At 70.3% G+C, this 14,959-nt stretch carries 14 protein-coding genes and 1 pseudogene; 8 read left to right on the forward strand and 7 right to left on the reverse strand.

Translation table 11 applies throughout. The features are described from left to right. Positions 1-57: 57 nt before the first annotated feature. Both dnaK and ACFWP7_RS29435 read left to right on the forward strand, forming a co-directional pair. Positions 58-1,965: a molecular chaperone DnaK gene (gene dnaK / locus ACFWP7_RS29430; RefSeq protein ID WP_384387215.1), complete on the forward strand. Its 1,908-nt coding sequence runs from the start codon at positions 58-60 to the stop codon at positions 1,963-1,965. A 117-nt stretch (positions 1,966-2,082) separates the two neighbouring features. After that, a complete protein-coding gene (locus tag ACFWP7_RS29435; protein WP_384387218.1) occupies positions 2,083-3,333 on the forward strand; it encodes an esterase-like activity of phytase family protein in 1,251 nt (416 codons plus the stop codon). Between the two features lie 26 nt (positions 3,334-3,359). Here ACFWP7_RS29435 and ACFWP7_RS29440 read toward each other — a convergent pair whose 3' ends face one another. From ACFWP7_RS29440 to ACFWP7_RS29455, 4 genes are all read right to left on the reverse strand, one after another. Continuing rightward, positions 3,360-4,931 carry an MFS transporter gene (locus ACFWP7_RS29440; RefSeq protein WP_384387221.1) on the reverse strand — a complete coding sequence of 524 codons (1,572 nt, stop codon included), beginning with the start codon at positions 4,929-4,931 and terminating at the stop codon, positions 3,360-3,362. 137 nt (positions 4,932-5,068) lie between these two features. Beyond that, positions 5,069-5,884, reverse strand: a complete 816-nt coding sequence (locus tag ACFWP7_RS29445; RefSeq protein ID WP_384387223.1) for an SAM-dependent methyltransferase — start codon at positions 5,882-5,884, stop codon at positions 5,069-5,071. 99 nt (positions 5,885-5,983) lie between these two features. Continuing rightward, on the reverse strand, positions 5,984-6,847 hold the full coding sequence (locus ACFWP7_RS29450; protein WP_384387226.1) for a helix-turn-helix domain-containing protein: 864 nt from the start codon (positions 6,845-6,847) through the stop codon (positions 5,984-5,986). A gap of 90 nt (positions 6,848-6,937) precedes the next feature. Then, a complete protein-coding gene (locus tag ACFWP7_RS29455) occupies positions 6,938-7,768 on the reverse strand; it encodes a helix-turn-helix domain-containing protein (RefSeq protein ID WP_384387229.1) in 831 nt (276 codons plus the stop codon). A gap of 36 nt (positions 7,769-7,804) precedes the next feature. On the opposite strand from ACFWP7_RS29455, the gene ACFWP7_RS29460 reads away from it, so the two are divergent. The 3 genes and pseudogenes from ACFWP7_RS29460 (at position 7,805) to ACFWP7_RS29470 (ending at position 10,043) form a co-directional block, all read left to right on the forward strand. Further along, positions 7,805-8,872, forward strand: coding sequence for an ADP-ribosylglycohydrolase family protein (locus ACFWP7_RS29460; protein ID WP_384387253.1), 1,068 nt, complete (start codon positions 7,805-7,807; stop codon positions 8,870-8,872). A 103-nt stretch (positions 8,873-8,975) separates the two neighbouring features. Continuing rightward, on the forward strand, positions 8,976-9,281 hold the full coding sequence (locus tag ACFWP7_RS29465; protein WP_384387231.1) for a 4a-hydroxytetrahydrobiopterin dehydratase: 306 nt from the start codon (positions 8,976-8,978) through the stop codon (positions 9,279-9,281). Between the two features lie 5 nt (positions 9,282-9,286). Then, a pseudogene (locus ACFWP7_RS29470) lies at positions 9,287-10,043 on the forward strand (class I SAM-dependent methyltransferase). Here ACFWP7_RS29470 and ACFWP7_RS29475 read toward each other — a convergent pair. Then, positions 10,018-10,491 carry a hypothetical protein gene (locus ACFWP7_RS29475; RefSeq protein WP_384387234.1) on the reverse strand — a complete coding sequence of 158 codons (474 nt, stop codon included), beginning with the start codon at positions 10,489-10,491 and terminating at the stop codon, positions 10,018-10,020. The pseudogene ACFWP7_RS29470 and the gene ACFWP7_RS29475 sit on opposite strands and share 26 nt — an antisense overlap. Then, a complete protein-coding gene (locus tag ACFWP7_RS29480) occupies positions 10,488-10,967 on the reverse strand; it encodes a hypothetical protein (protein ID WP_384387236.1) in 480 nt (159 codons plus the stop codon). Before ACFWP7_RS29480 ends, ACFWP7_RS29475 begins: the two co-directional genes overlap by 4 nt. 62 nt (positions 10,968-11,029) lie before the next feature. Here ACFWP7_RS29480 and ACFWP7_RS29485 point away from each other — a divergent pair, with 62 nt between their 5' ends. Together ACFWP7_RS29485 and ACFWP7_RS29490 are read left to right on the forward strand one after the other, a co-directional pair. Continuing rightward, positions 11,030-11,980, forward strand: a complete 951-nt coding sequence (locus ACFWP7_RS29485; RefSeq protein ID WP_384387238.1) for a helix-turn-helix transcriptional regulator — start codon at positions 11,030-11,032, stop codon at positions 11,978-11,980. A gap of 146 nt (positions 11,981-12,126) precedes the next feature. Beyond that, positions 12,127-13,020 carry a class I SAM-dependent methyltransferase gene (locus ACFWP7_RS29490; RefSeq protein ID WP_384387240.1) on the forward strand — a complete coding sequence of 298 codons (894 nt, stop codon included), beginning with the start codon at positions 12,127-12,129 and terminating at the stop codon, positions 13,018-13,020. Positions 13,021-13,094: 74 nt separating this feature from the next. Here ACFWP7_RS29490 and ACFWP7_RS29495 read toward each other — a convergent pair whose 3' ends face one another. After that, positions 13,095-14,054, reverse strand: a complete 960-nt coding sequence (locus ACFWP7_RS29495; protein ID WP_384387243.1) for a GNAT family N-acetyltransferase — start codon at positions 14,052-14,054, stop codon at positions 13,095-13,097. Between the two features lie 148 nt (positions 14,055-14,202). On the opposite strand from ACFWP7_RS29495, the gene ACFWP7_RS29500 reads away from it, so the two are divergent. After that, a complete protein-coding gene (locus ACFWP7_RS29500) occupies positions 14,203-14,904 on the forward strand; it encodes an SDR family oxidoreductase (protein ID WP_384387245.1) in 702 nt (233 codons plus the stop codon). Positions 14,905-14,959: the final 55 nt, after the last annotated feature.

A 14,959-nucleotide genomic window follows, 5' to 3' on the forward strand; every position in this document is an offset into this window, starting at 1 on the left:
CAAGTTTTGTGCTGGGGGCGGGCAGAGCCGGGCAGACGCGGGTGGAAGGGGACGGACATGGCACGTGCGGTCGGGATCGATCTCGGTACGACGAACTCCGTGGTCGCTGTTCTGGAGGGCGGCGACCCCACGGTCGTGGCCAACGCGGAGGGCGCGCGCACCACGCCCTCCGTGGTGGCCTTCGCCAAGAACGGCGAGGTGCTCGTCGGGGAGGTCGCCAAGCGGCAGGCCGTGACGAACGTGGAGCGCACCGCGCGTTCCGCCAAGCGTCACATGGGCGATTCGAGCTGGCGCTTTCCGGAGACGGGCGCCATCGACGGCACCCGGTACCGCGCTCAGGAGCTGGCCGCGCGCGTGCTCCAGAAGCTGAAGCGGGACGCGGAGGCGTATCTCGGCGAGGACGTCAAGGACGCCGTGATCACGGTGCCCGCCTACTTCGACGACGCGCAGCGCCAGGCCACCAAGGAGGCGGGCGAGATCGCGGGGCTCAAGGTCCTGCGGATCATCAACGAGCCGACGGCCGCCGCCCTCGCGTACGGGCTCGACCGCGGCGAGGAGCAGACCGTTCTCGTCTTCGACCTGGGCGGCGGGACCTTCGACGTCTCGCTCCTGGAGATCGGCGACGGTGTGATCGAGGTCAAGGCCACCAACGGTGACACTCAACTCGGCGGCGACGACTGGGACCAGCGGGTCGTCGAGCATCTCGCCCAGCGGTTCAAGGCCTCGCACGGCATCGACCTCGGACACGACAAGATGGCGCTGCAACGGCTGCGCGAGGGCGCCGAGAAGGCCAAGATCGAGCTGTCCAGCGCCTCCGAGACCACCGTCAACCTGCCCTACATCACCGCCACCGCCGAGGGCCCGCTGCACCTCGACGAGAAGCTGACGCGCGCCCAGTTCCAGGAACTGACCGCCGACCTGCTCGACCGCTGCAAGAACCCCTTCCACCAGGCGGTCAAGGACGCGGGCGTGAAGCTGTCCGTGGTCGACCGGGTCATCCTGGTCGGCGGCTCGACCCGGATGCCCGCCGTCACCGACCTGGTGAAGGAACTCACCGGCAAGGACCCGCACAAGGGCGTCAACCCGGACGAGGTCGTCGCCGTGGGCGCCGCGCTCCAGGCGGGTGTCATCCGCGGTGACGTCAAGGACGTCCTGCTGCTCGACGTCACCCCGCTGTCCCTGGGGATCGAGACCAAGGGCGGCATCATGACCAAGCTCATCGAGCGCAACACCACGATCCCGACCCGGCGTTCGGAGATCTTCACGACCGCCGTGGACAACCAGCCGTCGGTCGGTATCCAGGTCTACCAGGGCGAGCGCGAGATCGCCGCGTACAACAAGAAGCTCGGCGTCTTCGACCTCACTGGGCTGCCGCCCGCGCCGCGCGGGGTGCCGCAGATCGAGGTCGCCTTCGACATCGACGCCAACGGGATCATGCACGTCTCCGCGAAGGACCTCGCCACGGAACGCGAGCAGAAGATGACCGTCACCGGCGGCTCCGCGCTTCCCAAGGACGACATCGACCGCATGATGCGCGAGGCCGAGGAGTACGCCGACGAGGACCGACAGCGCCGTGAGGCCGCCGAGACCCGCAACCAGGCCGAGCAACTCGTCTACCAGACCGAGAAGTTCCTCCGGGAGAACGAGGAGCGCGTTCCGTCCGAGACGAAGCCGGAGGTGCAGTCGGCCATCTCGGAGCTGAAGGCACTTCTGGAGGAGCCCGCCGACACGAGCGCGCTGCGGTCCGCCGTAGAGAAGCTCGCCACGGTGAGCCAGCGGATGGGGCAGGCGATGTATGCGCAGGCCCAGCAAGCTCCGCCGCAGACACCCCCGCAGGACGAGCCGGCCGCCGAACACACCCCGAGCGAGGAGGAGGGCGTGGTGGACGCGGAGATCGTGGACGAGGAGAGGGAAAGGGGTGGAGATGCGGACAGGGGCAGGGACGCGGGGGGCGGTGCCGTCTAGAGGACGTGCATGGCGTCGCGAGGCAGACGGGAATTTGACGACAGGACCTAGTACGCCTGTGCTGCGCGTTGCCCGGTGTTCGGCCGCCCGTCACCCGGTATCCCTAACGTGCGGGTCATGAAGAGACTCTCGATCACGGTCGGCGCCGTCGCGCTGACCGTCGGACTCGCGTCGCCCGCCATGGCCGACCGCGACTCCGAGGACTCCGGTCAGGCCACGTCCCTCGGCCGGACGACGCCCCTCGGCGGCCAGGCCACGGCCTTCGGCCAGGCCACGTTGACCGGTTTCGCCTCGCTTCCGGCCCAGACGTTCGTCCCGGACAGCGAGCCGTCCGGCTCGGCCATCGGGGCGGGTCCGTTCAACGGCATCACCGGGCCGTTCGCCGACCAGCCCGTCCAGGGCTTCAGCGGCGCCGTCAACCGCCACGACGGCAGTTACGACGTGCTGTCCGACAACGGATACGGCAACAAGGCCAACAGCGCCGACTTCCTGCTGCGCGTACACCGCGTCGAGCCGGACACGAAGACCGGCAGGGTCGAGGTCCTGGGCGGCTTCAACCTCAGCGACCCGTTCCACAAGGTGCCGTTCCCGCTCACCCGGACCGACCGGGTGCTGACCGGTGCCGACTTCGACGTCGAGTCCATCGTGCGGGCGTACGACGGCTCGTACTGGCTGGGCGACGAGTTCGGCCCGTTCCTGCTGCACTTCTCCTCCACCGGCAGGCTTCTCGAAGCCCCGATCCCGCTCGACGGAGTGCAGGCGCCGGAGAACCCGTATCTGAACGGCGCCCAGCCGACCACCGCGAGCAGCAAGGGCTTCGAGGGCATGGTCCGCGCGGTCGACGGCCGTCACCTGTACCCGCTCCTCGAAGGCACGGTCAACGGTGACACCCCCGGAGACCTGCGCTTCAGCGAATTCGACCTGAAGACCCGGGACTACACCGGGAAGCGTTTCACCTACCGCCTGGAGTCGCCCTCCAACGCCATCGGTGACGCCATCGCCGTCGACAGGAACCGCTTCCTGGTCATCGAGCGCGACGGCGGCCAGGGCGCCGACGCCACGTTCAAGCGGATCTACCTCGCCGACACCCGCGACCGCAACGGTGACGGGGTCATGGACAAGACCCTTGTGGCCGACCTGATGAACATCGCGAACCCGAAGGGCCTCGGCGGCTTCGGCGAGACGTTCACCTTCCCGTTCACCACGATCGAGGACGTGGTCCTCCTGGACAACCGGACGCTGGCGGTCCTGAACGACAACAACTTCCCGTTCTCCTCCGGCCGTACGCCCGGTAAGGCCGACAACAACGAGTTCATCACCATCAAGCTCACCGAGAGCCTGAAGGCGGACAAGCGCGCCCTCAAGTAGCGGGGCACGGGCCAGGACCGGCCGCACTACATGTGCACCGCCTGGCCCTCGGCCTGCTGCGTGGGCACCCCGCGCCGGTAGAGCGCCAGCGTCACGACGAACCCGATCGCGAAGAACCCTGCCGACCACCAGTACGCCGTCGAGTAGCTCTCCATCGAGGCCTGCGCCTGCACCTGTGCCGTGGGCTGTTTGCCGACGAGGTAGTTCGTCGCGGCGCTCGTGGCGAGGGTGTTGAGCAGGGCCGTGCCGATCGAACCGCCCACCTGCTGGCTGGTGTTGACCATCGCGGAGGCCACGCCCGCATCGCGTGCGGCGACGCCGGATGTGGCCAGGTTCATCGCCGTGGCGAAGATCATGCCGAGGCCGAGACCGGCCATCAGGAGCGGCGGCAGCACGTGCTGGGCGTAGTTGCTGTCGAGACCGAGCGCGGTCAGCCAGGCCATCCCGGCCGAGGCGAGGGCCATGCCGAGCGGCACGATCGGTTTCGGCCCGAGCTTCGGCACCAGGTAGTTGGTCGTGACCACCGACATGACCACCATCACGGCGACCATGGGGAGGAACGCCAGCCCCGTCTTGATCGGCGAGTAGTCCAGGATCTCCTGGAGGTAGTAGGTCAGGAACAGGAAGACGCCGAACATGCCGGCACCGGCGATGAACATCGCGAGATACGACGCCCCGCGGTTGCGGTCCAGGACCACGCGCAGCGGCAGCAGTGGGTGTTCGGCCCGTTTCTCCCACCAGGCGAATCCCACGAGAAGGACCGCGCCGACCACGAGGAAGCCCCACGTTTTCGTGTCGCTCCACGAGGACGTCTCCGCGTTCGAGAACCCGTAGACGATGCAGAACAGCCCGGCCGACACCAGGAGCGTGCCCGGCACATCCAGCTTCGGCCGGTCCGTGGGTTTTCCGGCGTGCAGAAGTCGCGCCCCGCCGATCATGGCCACCGCGGCGAAGAGGACGTTCACGTACAGGCACCAGCGCCAGTCCAGATACTCGGTGAGCACGCCGCCGAGCAGCAGCCCCACCGCGCCGCCCGCGCCCGCGATCGCCCCGTAGATCCCGAACGCCTTGGCGCGCTCGCGCGGATCCGTGAACGTCGTCGTGAGGAGCGAGAGCGCGGCCGGCGCGAGCAACGCGCCGAACAGCCCCTGTAGGGCACGGGCCCCCACCAGCATCCCGAAACTGGTCGCGGTACCGCCGAGCGCGGAGGCCAGGGCGAAGCCCGCGAGCCCTGCGAGGAACACGGCCTTGCGGCCCACCAGGTCCGCGATGCGCCCGCCGAGCAGCAGCAGGCTGCCGAAGGCGAGCGCGTACGCGGTGACGACCCACTGCCGGTTGCCGTTGGTGAATCCCAGGTCCTTCTGCGCGGACGGCAGAGCGATGTTCACGATCGTCGCGTCGAGGACGACCATGAGCTGCGCGATACCGACCACCGCGAGGATCAGCCACCGGTGCTCGTGACTGCCGCCACCCGCCTGCGGTACATCGGTGCCGGGCGCCGCGGCCTGAATGCCCGGCTCGGGCGCGGACGTGGTTTCGGGCGAGTGGTCCAAGGCGGCCTCCAGGTACCCCCGCCCCAACATAGGTGGATCGCTCATGGACGGCGACCGGGGCCGCCGGCCCGGCTGCCGACCGGAGTACCCGACCGGCAGCTCGCTGAAGGCTCCCTTGCTCGCCCCCGGATCGGACCCGGGGGCGAGCCGGGTGGTGCACCCGCTCACGGCATCCGTACGGGTCAGGACTTGCGGGCGACCCCCGCGTACAGAGGCACGATGCCCTCCGCCTTCGCGGCCACGTCCACCGGTTCCGGCCGCCAGTCGACGGCCGGGACCACGCCCGGCTCCAGCAGCTCAAGACCGTCGAGGAAGCGGGAGAACTCGGCGTGGGTGCGCGGGTGGAAGGGGGTGCCGCTCTCCCGGAAGAGTGCCGCGACCTTCCCGATGGTCTCGGCGCTGAGGTCCGGGGTGACCTGGGAAAGGATCACGAAGCTGCCGGGGGCGAGGGCGGTGACGTACCTGCCGACCAGGCCGTACACGTCGTCGCCGTCGGGAGCGTCGTCGAGGTAGTGGGTGAGCGCGACCAGCGACAGTGCGACGGGCCGGTCGAAGTCCAGGTACTCGGCGGCCAGCCCCAGGATGCTGTCGGGGTCCCGGACGTCGGCGTGCACATACTCGGTGGAGCCCTCGTCGGTGCCCTGCAGCAGCGCCTCGGCGTGCCGTAGGACGATCGGGTCGTTGTCGGCGTAGACCACCCTCGACTCCGGGGCGATCTCCTGGGCGACCTGGTGGAGGTTGGGCTCGGTGGGAATGCCCGTGCCGATGTCCAGGAACTGACGTATGCCGGCCCGGGCGGCGACCCGGGTGGCCCGGTGCATGAACCGGCGGTTGGAGCGCGCACTGCGCACCGCGGCCTCGTCCACGCCGAGGATCCTGCGGGCCAGTTCCTCGTCCACCTGGTAGTTGTCCTTGCCGCCCAGCCACCAGTCGTACACCCGCGCGGGATGCGGTCGGCTGGTGTCGATACGGATCGACTCGGCGTCACTTCCAGTCACAACGGTGCTCCTCGGTATCGGTTCTTCGAAGGATTCATCAACGGATTCATCAACGGATTCATCAACGGATTCAGCGACCAGGGGGTACGTTCTTGCAGCTCAGAACCTCGCCCGGAACTCCTGGAGGATCTGCTTGGTGCGCTGGGCGGAGGCCGCGTGGGCCGTCATGTGGTCCAGGACCTCCAGGTGCAGGGCCACCTCGATGCGTGAGTCGAGGTAGAGGGCACCGGACAGGTACTCGCTGTAGACCATGTCAGGCAGCTCCGGCTCCGCGAAGCGGAACAGCGCGAAGGACGTGTACGTCCCCGGGTGCGGGCCGTTGGCGAACTCGGCGACCTGGAGCGTGATGTGATCGTGCTCGGCCTCTTCCAGAAGCCGGTCCACCTGGTCGCGCATGACCTTGCTGTCGATGCTCACGGGACGCCGCAGCGCCGTCTCGTCCATGATCACCCAGAGATGCGGCGGGTTCTCGCCGGTGAGCAGCCCCTGCCGCTTCATACGCAGTGCCACATGCCGCTCGATGGCCTCCGGACCAGTCTGCCCGACCGTCCCCGCCTCCAGCACGGCCCGCGCGTAGTCCTCGGTCTGCAACAGCCCGGGCACGAAGTGCGGTTCGTAGGAGCGGATCAGCCGGGCGGCGCCCTCCAGGCTGACGTACATGCTGAACCACTCCGGCAGCACGTCGTGGAACCGCTGCCACCACCCCGGCCGGTTCGCCTCCTCGGCAAGCCCTATGAAGGCGGCCACTTCGTCGGGGGCCACCCCGTAGGTCGTCAACAGCACCTGTACGTACGGGATTTTGAGCGCGACCTCGGCCATCTCCATCCGCCGCACGGTCGCCGGGGCCACGCGCAGCACGCGCGCGGCCTCCTCCCGCTTCAGTCCCGCTCTCTCCCGCAACTCCTGGAGCCTCCGCCCCAGAACCACCTGCCCTACGGTGGGCGCGGGCCGCCGCTCACTCACGCCACGCCTCCCCAAGCGCCGAAGTACACGCGCAGTGTGTCATGTTCTCCCCTGAGCCTCACAGGGTCGGCCGGGTCACCCTTGTTCGCGTCAGGAATCCGGACTCCGAAGGTACTTGGCCGTTGCCGGGTCCGCCGGGAGGAACGTCTCGATGGCCAGCTCGGAGACCGTCACGTCCATCGGGGTGTTGAAGGTCGAGATGGAGGAGACGAAGGACAGGATCTGACCGTCGTGCTCGATCCGCATCGGCAGCGCGAAACAAGGGACGGCGTCGAAGAGTTCGTCCTCCGGGCCGGGGCCCGGGACCGGGTACGCGGCCACCTCCTCGTACAGCGCGCGCAGCGGCTCGGAGCGGCTGAGCGCGACCTGCCGTTCCATCTGGGCGAGCAGATGGCCCCGCCAGGCGCGGAGGTTGCGGATACGCGGCGCCATGCCCTCCGGGTGAAGGGTGAGACGCATCGCGTTCAGCGGGGGCGCGAGCAGGGCCTCGGGGATGCCGTCCAGGAGCATGGCGATGCCCTGGTTCGCGGCGAGGACGTTGTAGGTGGCGTCGACCACCAGCGCGGGATACGGCTCGTAGCCCTGGATCAGCCGTTCCACGCCCTCGCGCAGGGCGTCCATCGCCGGGTCGTCGAGCGGGGTCTCCGCGTAGTGGGGCGCAAACCCCGCGGCGAGCAGCAGCGCGTTGCGTTCCCGGACGGGGACCTCCAGGTGCTCGGCGAGCCGTAGGACCATCTCCTCGCTCGGCCGGGAGCGGCCCGTCTCGATGAAGCTGATGTGCCGCGACGACGAACCGGCCCGCAGCGCCAGCTCCAGCTGACTCAGCCGCCGCTGCTCCCGCCAGCCGCGCAGCAGCGGGCCGACGCCCTTGCCGTCGGGGGTACTCGGAAGCGGGGAGGCACCCGACGCGACAATGCTCATACGAGGACCGTAGTCGAGGAGTGGTGCGTGAACGAGATGGGGAACGGGCGGCTGAGCCCGGAGGCCGAGGCGGTCTACCGGGCACGGGTACGCGGCTGCCTTCTGGGCGGGGCGACCGGGGACGCGCTCGGCTATCCCGTCGAGTTCGACTCGCTGGAACGGATCCGCGCCGCCCACGGGCCCGCCGGGGTGATCGGCCTTGTGCCCGACGGCGAGGGCGTCGTGGGGCGCGTCAGCGACGACACACAGATGACCCTGTTCACGGTGGAGGGCATCCAGCAGGCGCACACGCGCGAGCGGCTCAAGGGCATCGGGGGCGGCTGGTCCCGGCTGGTGCGGTGGGCGTACGGGCGGTGGCTGGACACGCAGCTCAAGGCCGGGCCCGGCAGTGACGTCCACGGCGGACTCGCCGCGCAGAGCTGGCTGTACGCGCGACGGGCGCCCGGCAACGCCTGCCTCTCCGGACTTCAGCAGGAGGACCACGTCCCCGATCCGGGGGCCGAGCTCGGCCCGCCAGGACCGGTCAACTCCGACTCCAAGGGCTGCGGCGCGGTCATGCGCTCGGCACCCTTCGGCCTGACCAGGACATCGGCCGGGACCGCGTTCGGCATGGCCGCCCGCTGCGCCCAGATGACCCACGGCCACCCCACGGGCTACTACGCCTCCGGCGCCCTCGCCGCGATCGTCACCCACCTGGTCTCCGGGGACTCCCTGGAGGGCGCCGTCCTGCGCACGCTGCGGCTGCTGGCCCGTCACCCCGGCCACGAGGAGACTACGACCGCCCTGAACAGGGCCCTCGACCTGGCCGCCGAAGGTGACCCGAGCGCCGAGAAGCTCGAATCCCTCGGCGCCGGCTGGATCGCCGAGGAGGCCCTGGCCATCGGCGTCTACAGCGCCCTCGCCACCCCCAGGGTGACCGACGCCCTCCTCCTCTCCGTCAACCACTCCGGCGACAGCGACTCCACCGGCTCCCTCTGCGGCAACCTCCTCGGTGCCCTGCACGGCGACCACGGCCTGCCGCACGAATGGCTGGAGCGGATCGAGGGACGCGCCACGATCACCGTCCTGGCGGACGACTTCGCGGCGGAGTGCGTACGAGCCTGAGCGCGTCCACCGGGAGCTCGGCCGGGGCCGAGTTCCGGGGACTGTGGCACGCTGAGGAACAGCCCCGCGCGCACCCTCCCGTCGTACGAATGGAGCCCAGGTCATGCCCGTCGAACCGCTGGCGCAGAAGGAGATCGAGGAGCAACTGGCGGACCTGCCCGGTTGGTCCCTGGACGGCGACCGGCTCGCCCGTACCTACCGGCTCGGCTCGCACTTCGCGGCGACCGCTCTGGTCGTGCACATCGCGCAGGTGCAGGACGAACTCGACCACCACTCCGACCTCACCCTCGGCTACAACACCGTCGCCCTCACCGTGAACACCCACAGCGTCGGCGGCGCGGTCACCGAGCTCGACTTCCAACTCGCCCGCAGGGTGGAGGAACTGGCTCCCGGGCACGGTGCGCGCTGACCCGCATGCTGGACTACGACCAGGAAGCCGAGGCGTACGACAGCACACGCGGTGGTGAGCCGAGGGCCCTGGCGGCTGCCGACGCCGTACTCGGCCTCGTCCCCGAAACCGCGCGCACCCTGCTCGACGTCGCCTGCGGGACCGGGAGCGTGACCCGGCGCCTGCCTGGCAGCCGGGCGGCCGGGACTGCGGGTGACGGGAGTGGACACCGCGTACGGCATGGCGCGGCTGGCGGCGGCCCGGATGCCGGGCACCGTGGCCCTCGCCGACAGCCGCCGACTACCCTTCCCCGACGCCGAGTTCGACGCCGTGACCACTGTGTGGCTGCTCCATCTGGTGGACGGCCCCGGGGACGCGCGAGCCGTCGTCGCCGAGTGCGCGCGGGTGCTCCGACCCGGCGGGGTGTACGTCACCACCGTCGACAAGACCGCCGCGCACGACGTCGGCAGCGACATCGACGCCGTACTCGCTCCGCGCCCGGGCCGCCCTGCCCAGGACCGGGCCGAGCGCGTCGCGTCGTACGCCGTGGAGCACGGACTCCTCCCGGCGGGCCGGGCCCGGTTCCGGGGTCACGGCCAGGGCCGCAGCCCCCGCAGCACGACGGCCGACCTGCGCCGCGGCTGGTTCACCCAGCTGGCGCCGGACGGCCCCTTGACCGAGCAGTTCATCGCCCGCCTTGAGGCCCTCCCCCGCCAGGAAGTCCCGCGTACCGACCCGGAGTTCACCCTGCTGGCCTTCAGGAAGCCGAAGTCCGCCGGGTGAAGTCCATGACCCAGTTGGTCACCCAGGTGCCCTCCCCGTCCACGGAGAAGGCCTGCTCCCAGCGTGCAGTGGAGGCGGAGATCCCCGACCACACATACCGCACCCGTACGGCCTTGCCGTCATGTGTGTCGTCCCCGTGGAACCGGCCCCGCCCGTCCGGCCCGAACCGTCCGGTCACCGGCGGGAAGAGCTTCCCGGTGCGACTGGAGGACCAGTTCAGTGACCACACGCGGGCCGAAGGGTCGAAGAGCCGCAGGGTGAGCCCTTTCCAGCCCTGAACCGGCACGTCCATCTCGTCGATGTCGGCCGCCCCGTCGAACAGGCTCCAGCAGCGGTGCGTGGCCGGGAACTCCTCCCAGTCGCTGTCGGCGTCGAGGAAGTCGGTACGACGGCGGTGGTGGATGTCCCACTCGCCGTGGAGGAAGTCGAAGTCGTGCGCGGTGCTCATGAGCGGTCGCCGGTCGTGCCCTCGGGAAGCGTGTCCGCCAGATAGGCGTCCAGGTCAGGGGTGTTCGGCGCGAGCATGTGCCGTACCCAGGCGTCGCGTTCGTGCAGGATCGGCGGCAGCTCCCAGACGCAGCCGATCCAGGGGAGGTCCGGCGTGACGAAGTGGGTCGGGTCCCGGTCCGGGCAGCCCAGGACCGGCTGGCCCGCCGACGCGCCCCGGAAGTGCAGGACGTTGTCCCACACCCAGCTGTAGGCGTTGAGGTAGGCGCCGTCGTCGCCGCCCCGGTGCAGCACGACGAAGGTCGCGGGCGGGGTGTCGTCCGGCTCCGGGAACAGGTGCGGCAGCATCGCGTACGCCGCTTTCTCGACGTCGGGCGCGATGCCGGCCGGGTCGGTGGTGACGTGATAGCGCTTGACGTGCCGTCCCGCGACCTCGATCGGCGGCGGAACGGTCAGCAGTTTCTCCCTGAAGGCCATACCAGCAAGCTAGGCCCGCTCCACTGACACCTACTGTCAGTGGAGTCTGGGATTCTGGCGGGGTGAAATCAGCGCGGCTCGTCTCGATCCTTCTACTCCTCCAGACGCGCGGCCGGATGACCGCCGCCCAGCTCGCCGCGGAGCTGGAGGTGTCGGTGCGGACCGTGTACCGGGACGTGGACGCACTGCACACGGCGGGCGTGCCGCTGTACGGGGATGCCGGGCACGCCGGTGGCTACCAGCTCCTCGACGGCTACCGCCTCCGGCTCACCGGCCTCACCGAGGGGGAGGCCGAGGCCCTGTTCCTCGCGGGCGTCCCCGGGCCCGCCGCCGAGCTCGGCCTCGGTTCGGTCCTCGCCGCCGCCCAGCTGAAGGTCCGTGCGGCTCTCCCCGGCGAGTTGCTCGCGCACGCCGACCGGATCAGCGGCCGCTTCCACCTGGACGCGCCGGGCTGGTACGCGGACGCCGACGAGACCCCGTACCTCCCTGCCGTCGCCGACGCCGTCTGGAACCGCCGCGTCCTGCACATCCGGTACCGCCGCTGGCGCGAGCCGACCGACGTGGAGCGCCGCCTGGAGCCGTACGGCCTCGTTCTGAAGGCGGGCCGCTGGTATGTCGTCGCGGGGCCGGGCCCGCGTACGTTCCGGGTCGATCAGATCCTCGAACTGGCTTTAGGAGAAGGGGAGTTCACCCGGCCGGAGGCCTTCGACCTGGCGGCGTACTGGACGGCGTACCAACGCGACTTCCGCGATCGGCTGTTCCGCTCGGAGGCGGTGGTCCGGGTACGGCAGGGAGCCACGCTCGGCGGGCAGCTCGCCCGTGCCGTCGAGGTCAACGGCCGCCCGGACAAGGACGGTTGGATGCAGGCCACCGTGCCGATCGAGTCCATCGACCATGCGCACGGCGAGTTCCTCCGGCTGGGCACGGACATCGAGGTCCTGGCACCGGCCGAGCTCCGTGAGCGGATCGCCCGGACGGCCGCCGAACTGGCCGAGAGGTACGGCACCTCGTAGCCCGTGATCCAACGGGGCGGGGCGGCTTGGGCCGGCCCCGGCGTACCGCTCCTGCGCCGCCAAGATTTTGCTGTTTGCGCAACACGAGTAGCCGTTTCCGGGAGCGGCGGAGCACGCTGGCCACACCCGGACGAGAGGCTTGGAACATGGCACACGACCACGAGCAGACGCATGAGGGCCACCCGGCGCACGACCACGCGCACATGGACTTCGCCAAGATGCTCCCCTACCTGGAACAGGAGGCCGAGTTGTCCTCCCCGCTCTACGCGAGCGTGGCGGCCTGGCTGGGGGAGTGGCAGCCCGAGCCCGAGATGGTCGTGGACGCGGGCAGCGGGCCCGGCGTCGTCTCCTGTCTTCTCGCCGGCACCTTTCCGCGGACGCGGGTCGTCGCCGTGGACGCGGTGGAACCCCTCCTGGAGCGGGCCAGGGAGCGTGCCGACAGGCTCGGTGTCGCCGACCGCTTCAGCATCCTGCGGACCGAGCTCGACGACGGACTGGACGACCTGGAGTACCCCGCTGATCTGCTGTGGGCCAGCAGGTCTCTGCACCACGTCGGCGACCAGCGGGCCGCGCTCGCGGGTTTCGCACGGGCGCTCGCACCCGGCGGCGTACTGGCCCTGCTGGAAGGCGGACTGCCGGCGCGCTACTTCCCGCGCGACATAGGGATCGGCCGCCCCGGCCTGCAGTCCCGTATCGACGCGATCCAGGAGGAGTGGTTCGCCAGGATGCGGGCCGAGCTGCCCGGAGCGGTGACGGAGACGGAGGACTGGCCCGCTCTGATGAACGCTGTCGGGCTGCGCCACACCGCCACCCGCACGTTCCTCCTCGACCTGCCCGCCCCTCTCACGGACGACGCCCGCGCCTTCGTCGTCGCCGCGCTCACCCACCGCCGCGAGGGCCTCGGCGAGCATCTCGACGCCGACGATCTCGCCACCCTCGACCGGCTTCTCGACCCGGACGACAAGGCGAGCGTGCACCACCGCCCGGACGCGTTCCTGCTGACGGCGCACACCGTGTACGTGGGAGTGAAGCCGGAGTAGCCCTCGGCGGGCGTCTCGCGGCATCCCGTCCCCGGACCGGATGGCGAAGCGCTCGGTCAGATCGGTCAGATCGATCAGGCCGGGCGGATCGGGCGGATCAACTCCCAGGTGTCGACGGCGAAGTCGAGAGTCATGCCGTGCCGTTCGTACAGTGCGGGCGCGCCCGTGCTGTTGTCCGTGTCCACGCCGAGGCCGATGCGGTCGCGGCCCCGCGCCGCGTAGTGCCCGAAGGCGTGGCGCAGCAGGTAGCTGCCAAGGCCCTGGCCCCGGGCCTTGTGGGCGACGCCGATGCTGGCGATCCACGCCATCGAGGCGCGGTTGTCGTGACTGCGCAGCGCCGCCGCGTCCCCGAGGCCGTCGAGGTGTGCGATCCAGATCAGTGACCAGTCGACACGCTCGGCATCGATGTCGTCCAGCCACTGCTCGTACGTACGCGGCTGGAAGTCGAAGTGTTCGGCGAAGGCTTCCTGGAGCAGTGCGTGGGCGCGTCGGCGGTCCGGCTCGGTCAGACAGGGGCGCAGGGTCACACCGGGCGGAGGGGCAGGCAACAGGTCGGTGATGCCCGACAGTTGACGTGCCATCACGTTGTAACGGCGGACCGGATGCCAGCCCCGCCCGCGCAGCGCCCGCAGGTCCGTGGTGGGGGCGGTGTTCAGGTGCAGGTGCACCACCGCTCGTGCCGCCCCGTTGGCGGCGGCGTGCTCGGCGGCCCGGGCCTCCATCAGGTCGAACAAGTGCTGGGACCCGTGCGGCCGGTCGGGCAGCGTGTAGTGGTCCATGTCGATCCGCTCGCCGCCGGACTCGTCCCACAGCAGGCCGTATCCGATCAGCCTTTTGCCGTCGAACAGCAGCCAGGAGTCGCGCTCCAGGTCTATCTCGGGGTGCTTCAAGTCCGTCTGGACCTCGGTCAGTTCGGTGTCGGCGCGACCGATCTCCAGCAGGTCGATCTCATTGAGCAGCGCGCACACCGCCATCGCGTCATCGAGCCTCGCCGGGCGCACGGTCAGGGTGGATGGCGGGGTGGGCATGGTCATGGACCCACTGTCCGTCGACGCCGTCCGGGGGTGCAACGGATTTTCCCGCCGACGCGGACAGGGCCGAAGGGGCTTGACTTCGAGAGCGCTCCAAATGATGGACTCCCGGCGTTCGCCTGAACCGCATGGGAAACGTATGGGGGTAACCATGACCGACTCACCAGTAGCGCTCATCACCGGTGGCGGCAGCGGTATCGGCGCCGCGGTCGCGCGGAGGCTTCTCGACGCCGGGCACCGGGTGACGGTCACCGGGCGGGGTGAGGAGCGGCTGCGCGGCTTCGCCGAGGAACTCGGACGCCCCGCGGGCCTGTTGACGATCGCAGGGAACGCGGCCGAGTACGACCACGTGCAGGCGGCGGTCGAGGTGACGCTCAAGGAGTTCGGGCGGCTCGACACCGTCATCGCCAACGCCGGCTTCGCCACCCATGACACCGTCGCCGAGGGCGACCCCGCTGGATGGCCCGAGATGGTGCTGACCAACGTGCTGGGTCCCGCGCTGCTGATCAGGGCCTCCATCGACGCCCTCAAGGAGACGCGGGGCCGGATCGTGCTGGTCGGCAGCGTCGCGGGTCACGTGCACGGCCCCGGGAACATCTACGGGGCGACGAAGTGGGCCGTGACCGGGCTCGCCGAGAACACCCGGCGGCAGGTCACCGAGTTCGGGGTCGGCGTGACCCTGATCTCGCCCGGGCGGGTGGAGACCCCCTTCTGGGACAGCTACGGCAGCCTGCCGCCCGGCCATCTGCTGACCGCGGACCAGCTCGCCGAGTCGATCGTCTGGGCGATCCGGCAGCCGGAAGGCGTCGATGTGAACACGGTGGTGGTGCGGCCGATCGGGCAGCCGGTCTGACAAGCCGGTCCGACAGCGACGACGCCGGCCCGGACGCGTGCTGCGCGTCCGGGCC

Source organism: Streptomyces sp. NPDC058470, assembly GCF_042721055.1.
Lineage (GTDB): Bacteria > Actinomycetota > Actinomycetes > Streptomycetales > Streptomycetaceae > Streptomyces.